This window comes from Streptomyces canus 299MFChir4.1 (assembly GCF_000383615.1).
Classification (GTDB): Bacteria; Actinomycetota; Actinomycetes; order Streptomycetales; family Streptomycetaceae; genus Streptomyces; species Streptomyces canus_C.
In genome coordinates this window covers 205,558-226,666 of sequence record NZ_KB911589.1, presented here as the reverse complement: position 1 = coordinate 226,666, position 21,109 = coordinate 205,558, and the positions used below count along the sequence as shown (strand labels likewise).

The 21,109-nt window shown below is 71.4% G+C and carries 19 protein-coding genes; 5 read left to right on the top strand and 14 right to left on the bottom strand.

Annotated features, from left to right (window positions below; genetic code table 11):
• Positions 1-102: 102 nt before the first annotated feature.
• Together H293_RS0120920 and H293_RS0120915 are read right to left on the bottom strand one after the other, a co-directional pair.
• Positions 103-564, bottom strand: coding sequence for a molybdenum cofactor biosynthesis protein MoaE (locus H293_RS0120920; protein WP_020119804.1), 462 nt, complete (start codon positions 562-564; stop codon positions 103-105).
• Between the two features lie 201 nt (positions 565-765).
• A complete protein-coding gene (locus tag H293_RS0120915; protein WP_020119803.1) occupies positions 766-1,881 on the bottom strand; it encodes an SDR family oxidoreductase in 1,116 nt (371 codons plus the stop codon).
• Positions 1,882-2,073: 192 nt separating this feature from the next.
• Between H293_RS0120915 and H293_RS0120910 the strand changes: the two genes are divergently transcribed.
• Both H293_RS0120910 and H293_RS0120905 read left to right on the top strand, forming a co-directional pair.
• Positions 2,074-3,498: a zinc-dependent metalloprotease gene (locus tag H293_RS0120910; protein ID WP_020119802.1), complete on the top strand. Its 1,425-nt coding sequence runs from the start codon at positions 2,074-2,076 to the stop codon at positions 3,496-3,498.
• A complete protein-coding gene (locus tag H293_RS0120905; protein WP_020119801.1) occupies positions 3,495-4,016 on the top strand; it encodes an NUDIX hydrolase in 522 nt (173 codons plus the stop codon). The genes H293_RS0120910 and H293_RS0120905 overlap by 4 nt, the downstream gene beginning before the upstream one ends.
• 49 nt (positions 4,017-4,065) lie before the next feature.
• Here H293_RS0120905 and H293_RS0120900 read toward each other — a convergent pair whose 3' ends face one another.
• From H293_RS0120900 to H293_RS0120885, 4 genes are all read right to left on the bottom strand, one after another.
• Positions 4,066-4,803, bottom strand: coding sequence for an AIM24 family protein (locus H293_RS0120900; RefSeq protein ID WP_020119800.1), 738 nt, complete (start codon positions 4,801-4,803; stop codon positions 4,066-4,068).
• A 19-nt stretch (positions 4,804-4,822) separates the two neighbouring features.
• Positions 4,823-5,500 (bottom strand): AIM24 family protein, encoded by a 678-nt coding sequence (locus H293_RS0120895; protein WP_020119799.1) that lies wholly within the window; start codon positions 5,498-5,500, stop codon positions 4,823-4,825.
• A gap of 4 nt (positions 5,501-5,504) precedes the next feature.
• Positions 5,505-7,091, bottom strand: a complete 1,587-nt coding sequence (locus H293_RS0120890; RefSeq protein ID WP_020119798.1) for a TerD family protein — start codon at positions 7,089-7,091, stop codon at positions 5,505-5,507.
• A gap of 114 nt (positions 7,092-7,205) precedes the next feature.
• Positions 7,206-7,802: a M48 metallopeptidase family protein gene (locus H293_RS0120885; RefSeq protein ID WP_078612630.1), complete on the bottom strand. Its 597-nt coding sequence runs from the start codon at positions 7,800-7,802 to the stop codon at positions 7,206-7,208.
• 262 nt (positions 7,803-8,064) lie between these two features.
• Here H293_RS0120885 and H293_RS0120875 point away from each other — a divergent pair, with 262 nt between their 5' ends.
• Both H293_RS0120875 and H293_RS0120870 read left to right on the top strand, forming a co-directional pair.
• Positions 8,065-9,282: a TOMM precursor leader peptide-binding protein gene (locus H293_RS0120875; protein ID WP_028808049.1), complete on the top strand. Its 1,218-nt coding sequence runs from the start codon at positions 8,065-8,067 to the stop codon at positions 9,280-9,282.
• Positions 9,275-10,648 (top strand): ABC1 kinase family protein, encoded by a 1,374-nt coding sequence (locus H293_RS0120870; protein ID WP_020119794.1) that lies wholly within the window; start codon positions 9,275-9,277, stop codon positions 10,646-10,648. Before H293_RS0120875 ends, H293_RS0120870 begins: the two co-directional genes overlap by 8 nt.
• Positions 10,649-10,659: 11 nt before the next feature.
• Here the strand turns inward: H293_RS0120870 and H293_RS0120865 are convergent, their stop codons facing one another.
• The 5 genes from H293_RS0120865 to H293_RS0120845 form a co-directional block, all read right to left on the bottom strand.
• Complete coding sequence (locus H293_RS0120865; protein ID WP_020119793.1) at positions 10,660-10,863, bottom strand: hypothetical protein; 204 nt, start codon at positions 10,861-10,863, stop codon at positions 10,660-10,662.
• Between the two features lie 104 nt (positions 10,864-10,967).
• A complete protein-coding gene (locus H293_RS0120860; RefSeq protein WP_020119792.1) occupies positions 10,968-11,291 on the bottom strand; it encodes a hypothetical protein in 324 nt (107 codons plus the stop codon).
• Positions 11,288-11,656: a WhiB family transcriptional regulator gene (locus H293_RS0120855; RefSeq protein WP_020119791.1), complete on the bottom strand. Its 369-nt coding sequence runs from the start codon at positions 11,654-11,656 to the stop codon at positions 11,288-11,290. The genes H293_RS0120860 and H293_RS0120855 overlap by 4 nt, the downstream gene beginning before the upstream one ends.
• A 175-nt stretch (positions 11,657-11,831) precedes the next feature.
• Positions 11,832-12,155 (bottom strand): hypothetical protein, encoded by a 324-nt coding sequence (locus H293_RS0120850; RefSeq protein ID WP_020119790.1) that lies wholly within the window; start codon positions 12,153-12,155, stop codon positions 11,832-11,834.
• Positions 12,156-12,324: 169 nt separating this feature from the next.
• Positions 12,325-14,649, bottom strand: coding sequence for an ATP-dependent DNA helicase UvrD2 (locus tag H293_RS0120845; RefSeq protein ID WP_106968361.1), 2,325 nt, complete (start codon positions 14,647-14,649; stop codon positions 12,325-12,327).
• Between the two features lie 54 nt (positions 14,650-14,703).
• On the opposite strand from H293_RS0120845, the gene H293_RS0120840 reads away from it, so the two are divergent.
• Positions 14,704-14,946, top strand: coding sequence for a mycoredoxin (locus tag H293_RS0120840; protein ID WP_020119788.1), 243 nt, complete (start codon positions 14,704-14,706; stop codon positions 14,944-14,946).
• A 61-nt stretch (positions 14,947-15,007) separates the two neighbouring features.
• Here H293_RS0120840 and nudC read toward each other — a convergent pair whose 3' ends face one another.
• The 3 genes from nudC to H293_RS0120825 form a co-directional block, all read right to left on the bottom strand.
• The gene (gene nudC / locus H293_RS0120835; RefSeq protein WP_020119787.1) at positions 15,008-15,952 is read right to left on the bottom strand and encodes an NAD(+) diphosphatase; all 945 of its coding nucleotides are present in this window, start codon (positions 15,950-15,952) and stop codon (positions 15,008-15,010) included.
• Between the two features lie 151 nt (positions 15,953-16,103).
• On the bottom strand, positions 16,104-17,522 hold the full coding sequence (locus H293_RS0120830; protein ID WP_020119786.1) for a dipeptidase: 1,419 nt from the start codon (positions 17,520-17,522) through the stop codon (positions 16,104-16,106).
• 4 nt (positions 17,523-17,526) lie between these two features.
• On the bottom strand, positions 17,527-21,048 hold the full coding sequence (locus H293_RS0120825; RefSeq protein WP_020119785.1) for an ATP-dependent DNA helicase: 3,522 nt from the start codon (positions 21,046-21,048) through the stop codon (positions 17,527-17,529).
• Positions 21,049-21,109: the final 61 nt, after the last annotated feature.

Below are 21,109 nucleotides of genomic sequence, written 5' to 3'. Positions count from 1 at the left end.
TGAGCCACCGCAGAAAACTGACTGATCAGCAGATTAACCATCCGCACAGACAACGCTCGCGGCAGGGGTGCGGTTACGCAACCGGAGGGGTGGAGGAAGGGTTCAGCAGGCGCCGACCCATTCCTCCGTACCGTCAGAAAACGTCTGGTGCTTCCAGATCGGCACCTCGTGCTTGAGATCGTCGATCAGCTTCCGGCAGGCCTCGAAGGCCTCGCCCCGATGCGGACACGACACGGCGACGACCACGGCGAGATCCCCCACTCCGAGGTCCCCCACCCGGTGCACGGCAGCGAGCGCCCGCACGGGGAACTCGGCCACGACCCTTTCCGCGACCCGCCGCATCTCGGCCTCGGCACTGGGGTGGCACGAGTACCCGAGCTTGTCGACGTCGGCACCCCCGTCGTGGTTCCTGACGGTCCCGACGAACAGGGCGGTCCCGCCGGCGGCGGCGTCCCCCACGGCCCGGAAGACCTCGTCGAGCGAGAGGGGGGTGTCCCGGACGGCGATCAGCTTGATCGGGTCCTGTGCGGGCTGCTCACCGGGGTGGTCGAAAGTAGGTGCCATGCGTCCATCCTGCCGCACGCCTCCGACCGACCCGGAACGGAACTTTCACCAGGCACACGCGTGTGCACGATCGGAGACTCCTGCAGTGCACCCAGTCAGGGGCGCGGGGCTGCGTCGATGTGCGGCTCCGCCGCGTGAGCGCGACCAGCCACGACTGCCCCGCAGCCGCCCTGCTGTCTCAAGCGGCACCCCACGAAGCGCTCAGATCCGCCGCCGCGCCTTCCGAGCCCGCCGTACTACCGCGGCCGCGCCCAGCAGAGCGACCGTCGCTCCAGCGGCCCCCGCCGCCGTCGCGTCCTTCCTGCCCAGCCGCCGCCCGGCGACCGTGTGCCGCCCCGCGACCTCCTCCAGCAGCACCGCGAGCACCTCCTCGTTGGACCACCGCGGCCGCCACCCGGCGTCATGCAGCCGGCTGCCGCTCACCACCCAGGGGTACATCGTGTATGCCAGGTCCCCCGCGGGAGACGGCGTCAGACCGATCCGGTGCAGCCGGGCCGCCGCCCCCAGCGCGACCGCCGACGGCAGCTCCATCCGGCGGATCCCGCTGAGCTCCTCGATCTCCTCCTGCTCCAGCCATCCGTCGCACCCGACGGCGAGCTCCCCGTCGACCTTCTCCAGGACGGCATGCTCCAGAGCGCTGCACAGGTCCTCGACGTGGCAGAACTGCCAGGCGGGCCGGGACCCGGCCACGACCAGCAGCCGCGGCGACTCGAAGTACCGGGTCAGAGCGGTGTCCGTGCCTCCGCCCACCAGCACCGCGGGCCGCACCACGGTGACGTTCAGCCCCGGATGCGCCCGAGGCGCCCGCCGGGCCAGCCGCTCGATCTCCAGCAGGTCGCCGACCCCGGTCGCCTCCGCGGTGGCCCGCAGCTCGGCGTCCTCCGAGAGGGGCAGCTCGTTGTCCGGGAGCGCCCCGTAGACCATCGCCGAGGTGCACAGCACGACCCGGTGCACGCCCGCGGCCGCCGCGGCGGTCAGCACGGTCTGCGTTCCGCGCACGTTGTACGCCGTACGTGCCGCGGGGTCGGTCTCCAGATCGAGGTCGAGCGCCAGATGCACCACGACATCGGCCCCACGCAGCTTCTCCGCGATGGCCGGATCCCGTACGTCCAGGATGTGCCACTGCGCCGCGGCGCACTCACCGCGCCGCTCGTCGAGCGCGATGACCTGCTTGATCTCCTCCGACGCGGCCAGCCGCTCGGTGAGCAGCGCTCCGATGCCGGACGCGGCGCCGGTGACCGCGACGACTGGCCCGCGCGTGGCGGGATTGGTTGACTGGTTTCGCGCTGCGCGAACCTGCGGATCAGGGGAACTCACCGGGCGTCTCCAGCGGTTGTCTTCAGTAGGAACGCGAGTGACGCGTACGTACCAGGTGGCATCCATCCTGCCGCAGGCGGAGAGTCGGCGGAGCACCGAGGCCCTAACGGCCGTCGGTGTCTACGCTGGGGGGTGTTATCGGGCAGCCGCGCCGCCGGAGGCAACCGGTGGCCTTACCAGCCGAGGAATCCCGTGAGTGACACCCCATTCGGATTCGGCCTTCCGCCGGAGGAGCCGGACGACGGCGACGAGGGCAAGAAGAAGGACCAGGAGAGCGGTGGTGGTCAGGGACCGGCCAACCCGTTCGGTTTCGGCGGTCTGCCCGGAGCCGGAGGCTTTGGCGGCCCCGGTGCGGACAATCCGCTCGCAGCCATGTTCGGTTCGTTGAACCCCACCGACCTGGGCGCCGCCTTCCAGCAGCTGGGCCAGATGCTCTCGTACGAGGGCGGCCCGGTGAACTGGGACATGGCCAAGCAGATCGCCCGCCAGACGGTCTCCCAGGGCACCGCGGACGGCACCAAGGACGCGAGCGTCGGCCCCGCCGAGCGCACCGCGGTCGAGGAGGCCGTGCGCCTGGCGGACCTGTGGCTCGACGACGCGACCTCGCTGCCGTCCGGTGCGGGCTCGGCCGTGGCGTGGTCCCGCGCGGAGTGGGTCGAGGCGACCCTGCCCGCGTGGAAGGAGCTCGTCGACCCGGTCGCCGAGCGGGTCGGCACCGCCATGGGTGACGTCCTGCCGGAGGAGATGCAGGCCATGGCGGGCCCGCTGATCGGCATGATGCGCTCGATGGGCGGCGCCATGTTCGGCACCCAGATCGGGCAGGCCGTCGGCGTGCTCGCGGGCGAGGTCGTCGGGTCCACCGACATCGGCCTGCCGCTGGGTCCGGTGGGCAAGGCCGCGCTGCTGCCGGCGAACATCGAGGCCTTCGGCAAGGACCTGGGTGTGCCCAAGGACGAGGTGCGGCTGTATCTCGCCCTGCGCGAGGCCGCTCACCAGCGCCTCTTCGCGCACGTGCCGTGGCTGCGCTCTCACCTGTACGGCGCGGTCGACGGGTACGCGCGCGGGATCAAGGTCGACACCGCCAAGCTGGAGGACGTGGTCGGCCAGTTCGACCCGCAGAACCCCGAGCAGCTGCAGGACGCCCTCCAGCAGGGCATGTTCCAGCCGGAGGACACCCCGGAGCAGAAGGCGGCCCTGGCCCGTCTGGAGACGGCTCTGGCGCTCGTGGAGGGCTGGGTCGACGCGGTGGTCCACGCGGCCGCGAAGCCGCGTCTGTCGTCCGCGGACGCGCTGCGCGAGACCCTGCGCCGACGGCGCGCCTCGGGCGGCCCCGCCGAGCAGACGTTCGCCACGCTGATCGGCCTGGAGCTGCGCCCGCGCCGTCTGCGGGACGCCTCCCGCCTGTGGGCCTCGCTCACCGACGCGCGCGGTGTCGACGGCCGTGACGGCCTGTGGGCCCACCCGGACATGCTGCCGACCGCGTCCGACCTGGACGACCCGGACGGCTTCGTGCACCGCGAGCAGCTGGACTTCTCCGAGCTGGAGAAGATGCTCGGCCAGGCGGACAGCGGCTCCGACGAGAAGCCGAACCTGAAGAAGGACGACGACACCGAGTGAGCCTCCATGACGACGCGGTCCTCGTACTCAAGGGGTACGAGGACCAGGAGGAGCTGCGCGGGACCTACCTGGATCATCTCGCGGCCCACCCGGACGGCGTGTGGAAGGCCTGTCACGCGGGGCACATCACGGCGAGCGCCCTGGTGATCGACCCGTCACGCGGGCAGGTCCTGCTCACCCTTCACAAGAAGTTGCGGATGTGGCTCCAGATGGGCGGCCACTGCGAGCCGGCCGACACCTCCCTGGAGGCGGCGGCCCTGCGCGAGGCGACGGAGGAATCCGGCATCCCGGGCCTGACGCTGCTGCCGGGCGGTCCGGTGCGCCTGGACCGGCATCCGATCCCGCCGCCGTGCCACTGCCACTTCGACGTCCAGTACGCGGCGCTCGCCCCGTCCGGCGCCGTGGAGACGATCAGCGACGAGTCGCTCGACGTACGGTGGTTCGCCTACGACGAGGTGGCGGACGTGGCGGACGACTCGGTCGTACGCCTGCTGGAAGCGACCCGCGCGAGGCTGTGAGCGCACAGGTAAGGGGCGCCCGGCCATGGCGGGCGCCCCTTACGCATGGCTAGCTGTTGCTGCCCCCGAGGGAGTTGCCGCGCATGCCGAACTGGCCGAGCATCCCGCCGTTGCGCAGGCCCTGCGGCGGCAGCAGCTCACTGGGCTGGACCAGGACATGGCCCGTGCCGCCGAAGTGCATCTCCCAGCCCTCGCCGGTGGTGCCCCTGCGGCGCCACACTCCGGAGGTGGAGGTGGGCGCCTGGAGCTGGGTGCGCAGGGACGTGGACCAGGCGATGACGGCGTCGGAGTCGACGCAGACGTTCTTGTCCGGTGCCACCTCCAGCACCAGCGGCTCGCCGGAGGTCATCAGGACGACCTGGCCGGCGCCGGACAGCTCCAGGTTGTAGGCGCCCGCGGCGGCCACCTCGACGGCGCTGTCCACGGCGACGATGCCGACGCCGAGGGAGCCGTCGAAGGCCAGGACGTAGGAGCTGTCGACCGTGATGCCGCGGCCGACCTCCATGATGTGCAGGTGCTGGGCGAGGTTGGCCAGGTAGACGATGCCGTTGCCCTTGCAGCGCATGAGTTCGAGGCGCTCGCCGGTCATCCGCTCGACGTTGCGCCAGCTGCGGTTGCGGTACTGGCTGTCGAACTCGACCTGCCCCTCGAAGGCCACCATGGCGCCCTGTCGGGCGAGGACGGGGCTGCTGCCCTGGGTGACGTCGGTCTTCAGGAGCTGCGGGTTCTGCAGGGTGTAGCGCCCGGTCGACTCGACCGGGACGTGTGCGAAGAGTGTGCTGTGCATGATGTGCCTGGTGCTCCCCTCAGCCCCGGATCTTGAATCGGTCGCCGGTGTCCTCGCTCGGCTGTACGACGACGAAGCCCTGCCCCTTGAAGCCGATCTGGAAGGCCTCGCCGCTGCCGCGGCCGATGAGGGCGCTCGCCTTGATGGTGCGGCGCGCCTTCATCTCCAGACCGGTGGTCCAGGCGACGAGCGCGTCCGGGTCGACATACGTCTCCCGTTCGGCGCAGTCCAGGGCCATCGGAATGCCCCGGCTGACCAGGGCGACCCAGCCGGTGCCCTTGACGACGAGGTTGGTCAGACCGGAGCCGGACAGCTTCGCGAGTCCCTTGACCGGTTCGATGGCCAGGTCCAGCGAGGCGTCGCAGGCCAGCAGGGTGGCGCCGTTGACCGACAGGGCCTCGCCGCCCAGGTGCAGGACGAGGATGTCGCCGCCGTAGTCGGCCAGGTAGAGGTCGCCGTCGCCGCGGGCCAGCATCAGCTTGCCGCCCTCACCGGAGACCATCTCCTCCGCCGAGCGGCGCAGGCTCGCGGGCGCCCCGTCGAACTGCACATAGCCGTCGTAGGCGATCATCGAGCCGGCCTTGGCGATCAGGTCCTGCCCGGTGACCATGGTGACCTTGAGCGTCTTGGAGCTGTGCACACTCATGCGGACGCCGGTCGCGGCGGCGCGGTGCGCACTCAGAGTCTGGGAGTCCATGGCCTCACACCTCGAAGGGCTGTACGACGACGAAGTTGCCGGGGGCGCCGCGGAACTGGAGGTTCACGGCCTCGGTGGTCTGCCGGGCGTACCCGGAGCGGCGCAGCCTGAGCGAGGTCGTGGTGACCGCCTGCGCACCGGCGGACCAGGCGATGACGGCGTTGCCGTCGACATAGGTGGCCGCGCCGACGGGCAGAACGACGGGCACCCCGCGTGTCTTGACGACGACCGCGCCCGTGCCGGAGAAGAGCATGCTGAAGAAGCCTCCGCCGGGCAGTCCCGCGCCCTCGATGCGGCGGACCTCGGTGTCCAGGGACTCGTCGAAGGCGAGCACGCCCTGGGCGCTGGTGTAGAGCTGCTCGCCCTGGAGACGGATCACGAAGACACGGCTGGCCTCGTCGGCGAGGAACACCTCGCCGTTGCCGGTGCACCGCATCAGGGACATGCCCTGCCCGGTGAGCGCCCCGGTGAGCTTGCCGAGCAGGCCCGAACCCTTGTGGGCGAAGTCGATGTCGCCCTGGTAGGCGACCATGCTGCCCTGCTTGGCGAGGATGGGGGCGTCCTTGGTGAGGGTGGCCCGCACCAGGTTCGTGTTCTGCTCGGTCCAGCGGTCACCGACGGGGGCTTCCGCGTACTTCGTCAGGACGACCCGGACGTTGGCCTCCGGCGGCACGGGGGCGAGCTGGGTGCCGCCTCCGAAGGGCTGTGCCTGGCCGGGGAAGGCTCCGGGAGCACCGGGGGGCGCGAACTGGCCGGCGACAGCGCCCGGGGGTGTGAACTGACCGGCGGGTGCACCGGGTGGCGCGTACTGACCCGCCGGAGGTGCGCCGGGCGGCGTGAACGTCTGACCCGGAGGAGTGAACGTCTGCGGACTCGTCGGCGCGGCGGGCGCGGTCGGGGTGGTCCCGACGACGGTCGGAGCGGTGTGGACGGACGGGGCGGGCGCGGGGGCCGGCGGCGCGCCGAACGCAGGGGCCGGTGCGGGCTGCGCGGGCGGGGCGAAGGCCGGCGCCGGGGACTGTGCCGGGATGGCCGGCTGCTGGGGAGCGGCCTCGGGCTCCTCCTCGGCGACCTCGCCACCGAAGTTCTTCAGCAGGGCGTCGAGACCGCCGTCGAACCCCTGGCCGACCGCGGCGAACCGCCAGACGTCCTTCAGATACAGGTCGCCCAGCATCACGGCACGCTCGGTGGAGAACTCGCTGCCGTCGAACGAGTACCGCGCCACTTCCTCGCCGCCGGCGACGATACGGAGATAGCCGGGGGCGATCTGCGACATCTGGCCGCCGCCGTCGATCGTCGCCGTGAACGACAGCTTCTGGATCTGCGACGGAATCTGATCGAGCGTGACCCGGAACGACTCCGTGTCGCCCGACTGCGCGCCCAGGAGCTGGATGGAGTCCTCGGGGGACTTCGGCTGATTGAAGAAGATGAAGTACCGGTCGTCCGAGAGCCGTTCGTCGGCGTCGAGGCCGAAGCAGCTGATGTCGAAGGTCAGTCCGGGGCCGGAGATCTGTACTCCTACGTACAGGTCCGTGCCCGCGGTCAGGTCACTGATCTTGGCCTTGTGGCCGCGTTGGAATTCCCTGGCCATGCGTAACGACCGTCCCCCATCCCGAATGCGAGTGCGTCGCGACAGGCTAACGGCAAACTCGGACACAGGCTCAGGTCGGTACAGATCCGGTACAAAAACCCGTTCGGGTCATCGTCACTCTCCGCGGACGCCCGGGAGGTGCGGCAATCGGTCCGCGGCGACCACGCCTTCGAGATAGCCCTTGGCCCGCTCGGTGCGCGGATAGGACTCCAGCAACCGCCAGAAACGGGGTCCGTGCCCGGGCACGAGCAGATGCGCGAGCTCATGGAGCAGGACGTAGTCGACGACGTACTCCGGCATGCCCTGGAGCCGGTGCGAGAGCCGGATGCTGCCCTCCGACGGGGTGCACGAACCCCAACGGGTGTTCTGGTTGGTGACCCAGCGGACCGAGGCGGGCCGCGCCCGGCCGTCGAAGTACTGGGCCGACAGCCGCTGCGCGCGCTCGGAGAGTTCGGTGTCGCCGAGGACCCGCTTGCTCTCCTGGGCGGCCAGCTTGTCGAGCATGACACTGACCCAGCGCTGCTCCTCTGCCTCGGACATCCGGGCAGGGATGAGCACGACGGTGCGATCGCCCTCGCGGTACGCGGAGACCGTCCGGCGTCGACGGCTGCTCCTGCGCACCTCGATCGCGCTCGCCCCCGAGCCGCTCGTCGGCTGGCTCGTCGTGCTGCGCTGTGGCGTTCCGGCGCTGTGCAGTGGGTCGGCGGGCACGCCCTGACGTTACCCGCTGCACACGGGGGAAGTCCCGACTCCGGGACGGTTCGGTTCCGATCGCCCGCCATGGGTCCGATTTGTACGACGAATGGCCCCCACCTGTGGACAACTTTCGGCACATGCCTCCCGGGGCCGGGCATGCTGGCATCGCCGCCACAGCCGCGACCGACCGTCGCGGCGGGCTCCGGCGGCCGACGGGGATGTTCTACGAGGGCTACGGGGGCCTGTCATGCAAGCAGTGGTTCCGCTCGCACCGGAAATGGTTCCGCAGATGAAACCCGCGCTCCGGCGCGGCTGGCGCGACCTCAACACCGTGCAGTTCGGCATGGCCCCGGCGCACGCGCTCACACTGGGCCCGATCGACACGGCCACGGGCAGCTTCCTCGACCTGCTCAACGGCACGCGCGGTCTCGCGCTGCTGCGGGAGGAGGGGCGCCGCATGGATCTGCCCGACGGCCATGTCGACACGCTGGTGGGACGGCTGGCGCGGGCCGGGCTCGTCGACGACGCGAGGGGCGGTGGGCCGGCCGCGGACGCGCTGCGGGAGAAGAAGGAGGTCCTGGACCGGCTGGCGCCCGATCTGGCGTCCCTCTCGCTGACCACGTCGGAGCCGGGTGACGCGATGAGACTCCTGGCCGCCCGGCGTTCGCTGCGGGTGCAGGTCAGGGGGGCGGGTCGGGTGGGCGTGGCGCTGGCCGCACTGCTCTCGGGTGCCGGCGTCGGAGAGGTCGACGTGCGGGACGGCGGCCGGGTCGAGCCGGGGGACGTCGCCCCGGGCGGGCTTCCCGCCACCTCGGTCGGCGACCAGAGGGGCGCCGCCGCACGCCGGGCGGTGACCGCGGCGGCTCCGGGACGCCCGCAGCGCCATGGCTCCCGGGCCTCCGTGACGGCGGACGACCCCGGGTTCTCCCTGGTCGTCCTCGCCCCGCGGGACGACGTCGACGTCCACGCGCCCGCCCCGGCCGCCGGCGAACCGCTCGTCCGCTCCGGCACACCTCATCTGTACGCCGGTGTGGTCGAGGCGACGGGAGTGGTCGGCCCCCTTGTCCTGCCGGGCGAGACGGGCTGCGCGGGCTGTCTGCACGAGACGCGGACCGACCGCGACCAGGCCTGGCCCCGGTTGGTGGCCCAGTGGCGTTCGGGCGGCAGACGGCTTCCGACGCGCCCCTGTGACCTGGCGCTGGCCACGACGGTCGCCGGTCTCGCCGCCGCGCACGCGCTCGCCTTCCTGGACGGCCGGGTCCCGTCGAGTGTGGGCGCCCGCTGGGAGGTCTCACTGCCCGGTATGAACTGGAATGCGCGGCCGGTCTGGCCGCATCCCGCATGCCCGTGCGGGGCCGCGGAGAAAGGTAAGGGAGAACACACCTCCAAGGAGGAGGCTGCGCACGAGACAATGGCAGAGCAACGGTCGTCGGAGGAGTTGTGCCGCAAGGCAACCGCGCCACGGCCTGCTGGGACCTGGAGGGCGCATGTCTGATCTTCCCCGGAAGGCGGTCACCCGGACCGCCAAACTCGCCGCGCTCCCGCTCGGCTTCGCCGGGCGGGCCACCTGGGGACTCGGCAAGCGGATCGTGGGCGAGTCCGCGGAGATCGTCGGCCGCGAGCTGCAACAGCGCACCGCGGACCAGTTGTTCAAGGTGCTCGGGGAGCTCAAGGGCGGGGCCATGAAGTTCGGCCAGGCTCTGTCCGTCTTCGAATCGGCGCTCCCCGAGGAGGTGGCGGGCCCCTACCGCGCGGCCCTGACGAAGCTCCAGGAGGCCGCGCCTCCGATGCCCACCCGCACCGTGCACACGGTGCTCGAGGAGCGGCTGGGCGAGGACTGGCAGGAGCTGTTCGCCGAGTTCGACGACAAGCCCGCCGCGGCGGCGTCGATCGGCCAGGTGCACCGGGCCGTGTGGCACGACGGGCGCGAGGTGGCGGTCAAGGTCCAGTATCCGGGGGCCGGGGAGGCCCTGCTGTCCGACCTGACCCAACTGGGCCGCTTCGCCCGCCTATTGGGGCCCCTGGTGCCCGGCATCGACATCAAGCCCCTGATCGCCGAGTTGCGCGACCGGGTCTCGGAGGAGCTCGACTACGGTCTGGAGGCGCAGGCCCAGCAGGCCCATGCCGAGGAGTTCGCTGACGATCCGGACGTCGTGGTGCCGGCCGTGGTCCACCAGAGCGAGCAGGTCCTGATCACGGAGTGGATCGAGGGCGTCCCCCTGTCGGAGGTGATCTCGGAGGGCACTCAGGAGCAGCGCGACCGCGCCGGGCAGCTCCTGGCCCGATTTCTCTTCTCCGGCCCCGCGCGCACCGGCCTGCTGCACGCAGACCCGCACCCGGGCAACTTCCGGCTCCTGCCCGGCGGTCCTGACGGCGAGAAGGACTGGCGCCTGGGTGTCCTGGACTTCGGCACGGTCGACCGGCTCCCGGGCGGTCTGCCGGATACCATCGGCACCTGTCTGCGCATGACGCTGGACGGTGAGGCGGAGGCCGTCTACGAACTGCTCTGCGCGGAGGGCTTCGTCAAGGAGTCCATAGAGCTGGACCCGGACGCCGTCCTCGACTACCTCCTGCCGATCATCGAACCGGCCGAGGTTGACGAGTTCACCTTCAGCCGGGGCTGGATGCGAAGCCAGGCCGGCCGGATCGCCGATCCCCGCTCCCCCGCCCACCAACTGGGCAAACAGCTCAACCTGCCCCCGGCCTACCTCCTGATACACCGGGTCACCCTCAGCACCATCGGCGTGCTGTGCCAACTGGGCGCGACGGTGCGACTGCGCGAGGAACTGGAGGAGTGGCTTCCGGGGTTCGTGCCGGAGGTGGAGGACGAGGACGAGCAGGAGACGGCCGCAGAGGCCTGAGGCGGATCGGCCTACCACCAGGCCGAGTCGAGCCGCCCCTCGATGGACCTGAGGTTCTCCCGGGAACAGGTGTCGCAGAAGTACTGGCGGACGCCGTTCTCCAGGGAGCAGGTCCAGGTGGGCTGTGAGCCCTTGGCCCGCATGCCGCAGCGGGCGCACACGAGGGGCTCCGCCTCGGCGTCGCCGTCGCCGTCGTCGCCGGGAAGACTCGTCACCCGCCGACGATAACGCCGGATCCGAGGGTTCGGCGCGCGCAACGCACCGCGGGGGTCGGTCCGTTCGGACGGACCGACCCCCGCGGGGAACTACCGGGTTCGCGTTACTGCATGACGGCCATGGCGAGCGCGCGGCGAGCACGCAGGGAGGCGCGCTCGGCCCGGCGCTGCATCCGGCGGGCGGTCGCCACGTGGTTCGCCTGGCGTTCCTGCTCGGCCTCCTGCAGCCGGTCGCGCATATGCGCGCGAGCCAGGGCTTCTGGGATGAGTTGCATCTCTCGGGTCCTGTTCTGACGCGAGTCGTTCGCGTCGGTGGTGGTGAAGTCTGGGATCGCGGAGCCGGCGGGCTCGCTGGTGGACGGCTTCATCGGGGCCTGCTTCGTGGGGTCGTTCGTGAGGGGGCGGTCGATCGTTCCTGCGATGTTCATGCCGTGACCGGGTTCTTGCGCGGGCGGCCACGCGGCCGCTTCCGGGCGACGACGACACCCTGGACGAACAGCTCTCCACCCCAGACGCCCCAGGGCTCACGCCGCTCCTTGGCGCCGGCGAGGCAGGCCTCCATCAGCGGGCAGGTGCGGCAGAGGGACTTGGCGTACTCGACGTCGGCCGGCGACTCGGCGAAGAAGACCTCCGGGTCGTAGGAACGGCAGGGGACGGGTACGCCGAGGTTCTCGATGGCGTCGTCGAGCGCGGTGAGCGCGGTGAGCGGGATCAAGGTGGAGTCCTCCGTGAGGCCGGGCGGGGGGATCGTTTCGGAAGGCGGTACTGACGGGGCGTGCGCTTCGAGTTGCACGGTTCGTCTTCCTCGTCTGTTCGGTCCGGCCCTGTGGGACCGGTAGTCGCTTGGTACCGGGTTCTTTTCTTGTCCCGAGACCCCTTCGCTCCGCTCTCCCCGTTCGGGGAAAACAGAAGGGCCGCGGATCCCGGATGGGGTTCCGCGGCCCTGAAGGCGCCGGCCTGATCGATGATCAGGCTGGATCACTCCAGGGTTCTGGCCCACGGAAGGCCCACATCTGGTGGTGCTGCGTCGTCTGCTTCCGGAATCCGGCACCGGCCGCCGCAAAGGCATAGGCGTGCGCCTGTGCCACTACTGCTTCCAGTGCCTTGGTCGGTCGCTCATTGCGCTCACGGACGGGAAGGACCGCGAGAGACATGGAGGACGCCGGACGGACGGCAGGAATGCCGGACAGACCGGTGCCCAGGTTCGAAACGCCGAGCAGGCACGTGGAGACGACCGAGGGATCGGTCATTTTGGCGGTGCTGATGGCCTTGCTGCTGTTGATGCTGATCACTTCAATCGCCTCCTCTCGGCGTCTCTGGGGACGGCGGCGCGAGCCGCTGTCCGACGGATATGCAAGTAGAACACGGAATCGGGGCCTCCGAGAAGGCCTCCGTCCCCGTGGCTAAGAACCTATGGGGATTGCTGGGGCATGCGCAAACTATTTTTCCGACGAGTTGGAATCAGTCCTCGTCCTCTTCTTCCGTAACGTCCTGGCCTGCGCAGATGGTCAGCACATCGGCTCCGTAGCGATTGAGCTTGCGCAGGCCGACGCCCGGGATCCGCGCCAGCTCGTGCTCGTCGTCGGGCACGGCCTCGGCGATCGCCATCAGCGTCTTGTCCGTGAAGACGCAGAAGGCCGGCTGGCCGCTGCGCTGCGCCTGTACGGCACGCCAGTCGCGCAACCGCTCATAGAGCCCCTCGTCCATGTCGGAGGGACAGTCCTCGCAACGCATCAGCTTCAGCTCGCCCGCGTCGGTGAGCGTGCGCCCGCACACCCGGCAGCGCGCCGGGATGCGCTGGGTGCGTCTCGGCGCGGCGCCGACGGGACTGGTGAAGCCGCGCTCGACCCCTCCGGAACGACCGCCGGCGGTTCGCCCCGTGGTGGCGGTGGAGCCGGGCCGCAGCCCGTCGAGGAAGCGGCTGGGGCGGCGGTTGGGGCGACCGCCGGGCGAACGGGAGAGCGACCAGGAGACATGGAGACGCTCGCGGGCGCGGGTGACGCCGACATAGAGGAGTCGTCGCTCCTCCTCGATCTGCTCGTCGGTCTTCGCGTAGGTGATCGGCATCATGCCCTCGGCGACTCCGACAAGGAACACGGCGTCCCACTCCAGGCCCTTGGCCGAGTGCAGGGAGGCGAGCGTGACGCCTTCGACGGTCGGGGCGTGCTGGGCACCGGCCCGCTCGTCGAGTTCGGCCACGAGGTCGTTCAAGGTGGCGTCGGACCGCGCGGCGGCGAAGTCCTGTGCGAGGTTCACCAGGGCGGCCAGCGACTCCCAGCGCTCCCTGACGGCCCCGGAGCCGGCCGGGGGCTCGCTGGTCCAGCCCTCGCCCGACAGCACGGCACGCACCTGGGAGGGCAGGGTGACGGCGTCGTCCAGCCGTGAGTCGTTGCCACCGAAGCGGGCCGCGCCCCGGAGGTTGACGATGGCCCTGCGCACCTCGGGCCGGTCGAAGAACCGCTCGGCGCCGCGCAGCTGGTAGGGCACTCCGGCGTCGGCGAGAGCCTGCTCGTAGGTCTCGGACTGGGAGTTGGTGCGGAACAGGATGGCGATCTCGCTGGCCCGGACGCCCGCGTCCATGAGCTCCCGGATGCGGCGGGCGGCACCCTCGGCCTCGGCGGGCTCGTCAGGGTACTCGGTGTACACGGGCTCGGGGCCGGGCCGGCGCTGGGAGATCAGTTCCAGCCGGTGGTCGGCGGCGCGGCCGCGGGCCTGGGCGAGCAGGCCGTTGGCGAGATGGACGACCTGGGGGGTGGAGCGGTAGTCGCGGACCAGCTTGACGACGGTGGCGCCGGGGTGGCGGGTGCGGAAGTCGAGCAGGTGGTCGGGAGTTGCGCCGGTGAACGAGTAGATCGTCTGGCTGGCGTCGCCCACGACGCACAGGTTGTCGCGCCGGCCGAGCCACAGCTCCAGCAGGCGCTGCTGCAGGGGGCTGACGTCCTGGTACTCGTCGACGACGAAGTGCTGGTACTGGGAACGGACCTGTTCGGCGATGTCGTGCCGGTCCTGGAGGATGGCGACGGTCAGCAGCAGGACGTCCTCGAAGTCGATGACGGCGCGGTCGCGCTTGAGGTCCTCGTAGGCGGCGTAGAGCTGGGCGATCTCGGCCGAGGCGCGCGGGGTCTCACGGCCGGCCTTCGCGGCTGCGAGGGCGTATTCGGAGGGCACGGTCTGGGTGACCTTGGACCACTCGATCTCGCCGGTGACGTCCCTCAGCTCGCCCCGGTCGAGGCGGATCCGGCAGGCGGCGGCCGCGTCGGCGACGAGCTGGATCTTGCGGTCGACGAGCCGGGGCATGGATCCGCCGACGGCTTTCGGCCAGAAGTACTGGAGCTGTCGCAGGGCCGCCGAGTGGAACGTACGCGCCTGGACGCCCGAGGCGCCGAGCTGGCGCAGTCGTCCGCGCATCTCGCCGGCGGCGCGGTTGGTGAAGGTGACGGCGAGCACGCTGGAGGGCTGGAGGATCCCGGCACGCACCCCGTAGGCGATGCGGTGGGTGATCGCCCGGGTCTTGCCGGTGCCGGCGCCCGCCAGCACGCACACCGGCCCGTGCAGGGCGGTGGCCACCTCGCGCTGCTCGGGGTCGAGCCCTTCGAGCACCGCGTCGGCCGAGTCCGGTGTGCGCGGGAAGAGCGTGGAGTGCGTTGCTGCTGTCACACGGCCATGCTGCCAGGTCGGCGGAGACGGGTGAGCCGGTTGTCCACAGGCAGGTAGCTGCAGTCGTACTAATGCGACCGGCGTCACCTGGCCAGGGCCCCCGGGTCGGGAATGGCGCCCCGGTCGCATACGTTCCCTCTCCGGACGACCTCTTCCCCGAACCACCGAAGGAGCGCTCGAGACATGCAGGGCACTGTGACGATGTACAGCACCACATGGTGCGGTTACTGCCAGCGGCTGAAGAAGCAGCTGGACCGCGAGGGCATCGCGTACACCGAGATCAACATCGAGCAGGACCCGCAGTCCGCGGCGTTCGTGGAGAAGGCGAACGGCGGGAACCAGACGGTTCCCACCGTGCTGTTCGCCGACGGTTCGACGCTCACGAACCCGTCGCTGGCGCAGGTGAAGCAGAAGGTCGGCGCGTAAGCACCGCGGTCATGGAGGCGGTTCCTGAGACAGCTCAGGAACCGCCTTTTTGTGCGTGCGGTCAGACGAAGCTCCTCGTCGGCAACGGCTTGCCGTACCAGAGCTCGATCAGACGGGCCGCGATCGAGATGCCGTACGGCGGCAGGACCTCGCCGGACTCGAAGGCGGCCTGGAGTTCGTCGCGGGAGAACCAGCGGGCCTCGTGGATCTCGTCGCCGTCGACGTCGATGTCGGTGGAGGTGGCGCGGGCCATGAAACCGAGCATGAGGCTGGAGGGGAACGGCCAGGGCTGGCTGGCGACGTACTCGACCGGCCCGACGGTGATGCCGGCCTCCTCGAAGACCTCGCGCCGCACCGACTGCTCGATGGACTCGCCCGGTTCGACGAAGCCGGCCAGCGTCGAGAAGCGGCCCTCCGGCCAGTGCACCTGGCGGCCGAGCAGGATGCGGTCCTCGTCGTCGGTGACGGCCATGATCACGGCCGGGTCGGTGCGCGGGTAGTGCTCGGCGCCGCAGGCGGGGCAGCGGCGGATGTGGCCGGCCGCCGCGATGACGGTGCGCTCGCCGCAGCGGGAGCAGAAGCGGTGGGTGCGCTGCCAGTTCTCCAGTCCGACCGCGTGCACCATCAGGCCCGCCTCGCGCGCGGACAGCAGCAGGCCCGCCTCGCGCAGGCCGGCGGGACGCGCGGACTGGTCGATGCGGCCCGGCAGGGAGTCCTTCTGGAGGGCGAAGTAGCGGACGCCGTCCTCGTCGATGCCGAGGAAGTAGCGGTGCGCCTCGGTGAGCGGGGCTTCGAAAGACGGGGTCATGACGAGTTCGGTACGGCCGTCCGGTGTCTCGTCTATGAGGACCTGACCGTCGGAGACCACGAAGCAGCGGGTCGTGGGGTGGCTCCACGCCGCCGCGAGCCAGGCCTCGTCGAGCCGGTGGTGCGCGGCGCGGTCGATGCCGCTGGGTGCGGTGAGCGAGACGGGACGGTCGGCGGTGTGGTCGGTCCAGGTGGTCACGGGTGCTTCCAACTCCCCCGGTGCAACGGATTGTTTCGGCGGGCGGTTCGGCGGGACGTACGGCGTGGGACGACCGGGTCCGGCGGGACTTCGCGGTGCGCGGCCCTTTCAGTGTGCCCCGCACGCTGCCGGTCCGGGCGGCGCGGGACGGTCAGGGCGCATGGCTCCAGTGCTCGGCGAGATCACCCCACAGGTACGCGGCGGTCTCGACGCCCTTGAGCAGCAGGTCGAGCTCGACCTTCTCGTTCGGCGCGTGCCAGCCGTCGGAGGGGACGGAGATGCCGAGGAACAGCACGGGTGCGCCGAGGACTTCCTGGAGGTCCGCGGCGGGACCCGAGCCGCCTTCGCGGGTGAAGCGGACCGGCTTGCCGAAGGCCCGGCCCATGGCCCGTACGACGGACTGCAGGGCCGGGTGGTCCAGCGGCGTCAGGCACGGGCGCGTGGCGGCGGCGAAGGTGATCTCCTGGCGGATCCCGGCGGGTGCCTGTTCGGCTGCCCAGGCACGGACGGCCTTCTCGATGTGGCCGGGGTCCTGGCCCGCGACCAGCCGGAAGGAGAGCTTGACCATGGCGGAGGACGGGACGATCGTCTTGCTGCCGGGGCCCTGGTAGCCGCCGCCGATGCCGTTGACCTCGGCGGTGGGGCGGGCCCAGACGCGCTCCAGGGTGGTGTGACCGCTCTCTCCGTGGGTCGCGTGCGACTTGGCGGTGCGCAGCCACTGCTCCTCGTCGAAGGGCAGCTCGGCGAAGAGTTCGCGTTCGCGGTCGGTCAGTTCGACGATGCCGTCGTAGAAGCCGGGTACCGCCACGCGCGCGTGCTCGTCGTGCAGGGCGGCGACCAGGCGGGCGGCGGCCGTGGCCGGATTGGGGACGGCACCGCCGAAGGAGCCGGAGTGGATGTCCTGGTCGGGACCGTGGAGCCGGATCTCGCACTCGGCGAGGCCGCGCATGCCGGTGCACACGGTGGGGGTGTCCTCGGCCCACATGCCGGTGTCGGAGACGATCACGGTGTCGGCGGTGAGCAGGTGCGCGCGCTCCTCCACGAGGGCGCGGAAGTGCGGGGAGCCGGACTCCTCCTCACCCTCGACGAGCAGCTTCAGGTTCACCGCCGGGGCGGAGCGGCCGGTGGTGGCGAGGTGGGCGCGGACGCCGAGGGTGTGGAAGAAGACCTGGCCCTTGTCGTCGGCCGCCCCGCGCGCGTAGAGACGGTTGTCGCGGACGACCGGCTCGAAGGGGTCGCTGTCCCAGCCGTCCTCGCGGGCGGCGGGCTGTACGTCGTGGTGGCCGTAGACGAGAACCGTGGGCGCCGCGGGGTCGTCGGCGGGCCACTCGGCGAAGACGGCGGGCGCGCCCGGGGTCTCCCAGACCTCGGCCGTGGGGAAGCCGGTCTCCCTGAGCTTGGCGGCGAGCCAGTCGGCGCTGCGGCATACATCGGGTCCGTGCTCGGGCTGGGCCGAGACGGACGGGATGCGCAACCATTCGGCGAGGTCGTCGAGGAAGGCGGCGCGGTGCTGCTCGATGTACGTACGGACAGCGCTGACGTCACTGTCAACGGGGTGGCTCATGGTCATGAGCCTATCGGCCCGCACCGACATCCTCGGTGGGCGGTTCCTCACAGTTCGCCGGCGCAGGACCGTTCGACCGCTCGCCTGGTTGCTGGGTGAGAAGCCGCTCCAGAGCGGCCCGGTCCGGCAGATTCCTGGGGCGTACGACGTCTCCGGTCCGGACGTACAGGAACGTCGCCGTGACGGATTCCACAGGGACGCCCTGCCGCTCGGCCCAGGCCAGCCGGTACACGGCGAGCTGGAGGGGGTCGGCGGTGCGGGTGCGGCCGGTCTTCCAGTCGACGATCTCGTACGTCGTGGTGTCGCCGTCACGCTGCCGGTACACGGCGTCGATGCGGCCCCGGACCACGCGGCCCGCGATGGCCAGCTGGAAGGGTGTCTCCAGGCGGTAAGGGGTGCGGTGGGCGTACTCGGTGCGCTCGAAGGCGTCCTTGAGGGCTTCCAGGTCGCGTTCGTCGGCGATCTCGGCGTCGCTGCCGGGCAGGTCCTCCGGTTCCAGCATCGGCAGGGTCAGGGCTTCGAAGCGGGCCTCGACCCAGGCGTGGAACCGGGTGCCCTGACGTGCGGCGGGTTGCGGAGGGCGCGGCATGGGGCGCGCGAGCTCCTGGGCGAGCCCGTCGGGGTCGGCGGCCAGGCGGAGCACCTGGGACGCGGTCAGCGACGCGGGCAGGGGTACGTCGGTGACGGCCTCCCGCGCGCGCAGGAGTTCGCCGGTGAGGGCGTCGAGGTCGCGGTCCCACGAGGCGACGGCGCGGGCCTCCTCGGGGGTGAGGGTTTCCCGTTCCGCGGGGTGGGGGCGCGCCCGAGTGGTGGGGAGCTCCGGGGCGGTGGCCTGGTGCGGGACGGCCGGGCGGTCCGTCGTGAAGGTGTCCCAGTCCTCCTCCTCGGAGACGTGCGCCCCGACGATCTCGTCCTCGAAGGGCGGCCCTTCGGCGTACGGCGGCTCGTCGTCGGGCGGCGGGGGCCAGTCCGGGTCGTCGTAGGTGTCCGGCTCGTGTACGGCCGGGGGGTGGGCGTGCGTGTGGGCGGCGAGGTCCTCCAGGTGGTCCAGGACCGTCCGGGCGGCCGCCCGGCGTCGGGCCAGGGCCCTGTCGTCCAGGGGGAGGGGCCAGACCTGGTCCTCGGTCCGGCTGTGCAGCGCGGGGTTCTCCTCGTCCTCGGCGGGCTCGTCGGCCCACGCCTCGATCTCGCCGTGGCCGGCCGCGCAGTGGTCGTGCAGGGCCTTCAGGAAGTCGGACGGTCCTCGGGGCTTCTTCTGGGTGGGCCCCCACCAGTGGCCGGAGCCGAGCAGGAGGGAGCGGGGCCGGGTGAAGGTGACGTAGCCGAGGCGGAGTTCCTCTGCGTGCTGGTGGTCCTTCATGGCCTCGTGGAAGGCCTTCATGCCCCGTGCGTCCCAGGAGGTGATGTCCGGGAGGGTGTCGGTGTCGCCGCGCAGCGCGTGCGGCAGCACCTTGCCCTGTGCGGTCCACTTCTCGCGTCCCTGGGTGCTCGGGAACGTCCCGGTGACCAGGCCGGGGACGGCGACGACATCCCACTCCAGGCCCTTGGACTTGTGCGCGGTGAGCACCTTGACGGTGTTCTCGCCGCCGGGCAGGGCGTTGTCGAGGCCTTTCTCGTACTGGGCGGCGGTGCGCAGGAAGCCGAGGAAGGCCAGGAGGCTCGCCTCGTTGTCCCCGGCCGCGAACGAGGCGGCGATGTCGAGGAAGTTGGACAGGGTCTCGCGGCGGCGGGCGGCCAACGCGTGCGGGGACGCCGACAGTTCGACCTCCAGGCCGGTGACGGCCAGGACGCGGTGCAGGACGTCCATCAGGGGGTCGGCGAGCGAGCGGCGAAGGTCGCGCAGTTCTGCGGCCAGGCGCGCGAACCGCACGCGCGCGTCCGGCGAGAAGGGCAGCCCGTCGTCGTCCTCGTCGCCGCTGTAGAGGGGTGTCTCCAGGAAGGTCTCCAGGGCGTCGGCGAGCGATATCACCTCGGCCGGGTCGACCCCCTCGACGGCCGCGGCGAGCCGGCGGTCGGGGTCGTCGTCGCCGTCCACGCGCGCGTGGGACACCAGACGCCTGGCGCGCCTGCCGAGGAGGGCGAGGTCGCGGGCGCCGATGCGCCAGCGCGGGCCGGTCAGCAGGCGGACCAGGGCGGCGTTGGCGCCGGGGTCCTGGAGAACCTCGCAGACGGCGACCAGGTCGGCGACCTCGGGCAGGTGCAGCAGGCCCGAGAGGCCCACGACCTCCACCGGGACGTCCCGCTCGACGAGGGCGCCCTGGATCTCGGCGAAGTCGGTCGCCGTGCGGCACAGGACGGCGATCTCGCCGGGCGCCTTCCCGGTCCGTACGAGATGGGCGATGGAGTCCGCGAGCCAGTCGATCTCCTCGGCGTGCGTGGGCAGGAGGGCGCAGCGGACCATGCCGTCGCGCTCGGCACCGGGGGCCGGACGTAGGGCTTCCACGCCCGCGTGCATGGCGCGCAGGGGTTCGGCGAGGTCGTTGGCGAGGTCGAGGAGGCGGCCGCCGCTGCGGCGGTTCTCGCTGAGCGACTGGCGGGTGGCGGGGCGGCCGTCGGGGTGGGCGAAGTGCTGGGGGAAGTCGTCGAGGTTGGCGACGGAGGCTCCGCGCCAGCCGTAGATGGCCTGGCAGGGGTCGCCGACGGCGGTGACCGGGTGGCCGGTGCCCTCACCGAACAGGCCCGCGAGCAGGACGCGCTGGGCGACCGAGGTGTCCTGGTACTCGTCGAGCAGCACCACCCTGAACTCGTCGCGCAGGATGCGGCCCACCTCAGGGATCCCCGCCAGGCGGGCGGACAGGGCGATCTGGTCGCCGAAGTCCAGCAGGTCGCGTTCGCGTTTGGCAGCGCGGTAGCGGACGACCAGTTCGGCGAGTTCACGGCGGGCGGCGGCCGTCTCGGGGACCTTGCGCAGGGCGTCGTTGGTGAGCTTGGCGCCCTGAAGGGTCAGCAGCAGCTCGGCGTCGTGGGCCCGCACCTGCTCGGGGCGGACCAGGTGCTCGGCGAGTTCGGCGTCGAGGGTGAGCAGATCGCTGACCAGGTCGGCGAAGGAGCGGGTCAGGGAGGGGTAGGGGCCGGGAGCCTCGCGCAGCACGCGCGCGGCGAGCTGGTAGCGGGTGGCGTCGGCGAGCAGCCTGGAGGTCGGCTCCAGGCCGATGCGCAGGCCGTGGTCGGTCAGCAGGCGGCCCGCGAAGGCGTGGTAGGTGGAGATCACGGGTTCGCCCGGAGGGTTGTCCGGGTCGATCACGTCGGGGTCGGTGACGCCCGCCTTGACGAGTGCCTTGCGGACACGCTCGGCGAGTTCGCCTGCGGCCTTGTTGGTGAAGGTGAGGCCGAGGACCTGTTCGGGGGCGACCTGGCCGGTGCCGACCAGCCAGACCACGCGTGCCGCCATCACCGTCGTCTTGCCCGAGCCGGCACCGGCCACGATCACCTGCGGGGCGGGCGGCGCGGTGATGCAGGCCGTCTGCTCCGGGGTGAACGGGATGCCGAGGAGCTCCTTGAGCTGATCGGGATCGGTGATACGGGCGGCCATGTCGCAGAGGCTAGCGGCGCGCACTGACAGCGGAGGACGAATCGCCCTTCGGGCCGGAGGA

What these genes read in the sequence shown, in the direction of transcription:
- H293_RS0120890 (WP_020119798.1), bottom strand. Translation starts at nt 7,091, where the DNA reads ATGGCCAGGGAATTCCAACGCGGCCACAAGGCCAAGATCAGTGACCTG.
- H293_RS0120860 (WP_020119792.1), bottom strand. Translation starts at nt 11,291, where the DNA reads ATGAACATCGCAGGAACGATCGACCGCCCCCTCACGAACGACCCCACG.
- H293_RS0120870 (WP_020119794.1), top strand. Translation starts at nt 9,275, where the DNA reads ATGTCTGATCTTCCCCGGAAGGCGGTCACCCGGACCGCCAAACTCGCC.
- H293_RS0120845 (WP_106968361.1), bottom strand. Translation starts at nt 14,649, where the DNA reads ATGCGACCGGGGCGCCATTCCCGACCCGGGGGCCCTGGCCAGGTGACG.
- H293_RS0120830 (WP_020119786.1), bottom strand. Translation starts at nt 17,522, where the DNA reads ATGACCATGAGCCACCCCGTTGACAGTGACGTCAGCGCTGTCCGTACG.
- H293_RS0120900 (WP_020119800.1), bottom strand. Translation starts at nt 4,803, where the DNA reads ATGCACAGCACACTCTTCGCACACGTCCCGGTCGAGTCGACCGGGCGC.
- H293_RS0120840 (WP_020119788.1), top strand. Translation starts at nt 14,704, where the DNA reads ATGCAGGGCACTGTGACGATGTACAGCACCACATGGTGCGGTTACTGC.
- H293_RS0120875 (WP_028808049.1), top strand. Translation starts at nt 8,065, where the DNA reads ATGGTTCCGCAGATGAAACCCGCGCTCCGGCGCGGCTGGCGCGACCTC.
- H293_RS0120825 (WP_020119785.1), bottom strand. Translation starts at nt 21,048, where the DNA reads ATGGCCGCCCGTATCACCGATCCCGATCAGCTCAAGGAGCTCCTCGGC.
- H293_RS0120920 (WP_020119804.1), bottom strand. Translation starts at nt 564, where the DNA reads ATGGCACCTACTTTCGACCACCCCGGTGAGCAGCCCGCACAGGACCCG.
- H293_RS0120895 (WP_020119799.1), bottom strand. Translation starts at nt 5,500, where the DNA reads ATGGACTCCCAGACTCTGAGTGCGCACCGCGCCGCCGCGACCGGCGTC.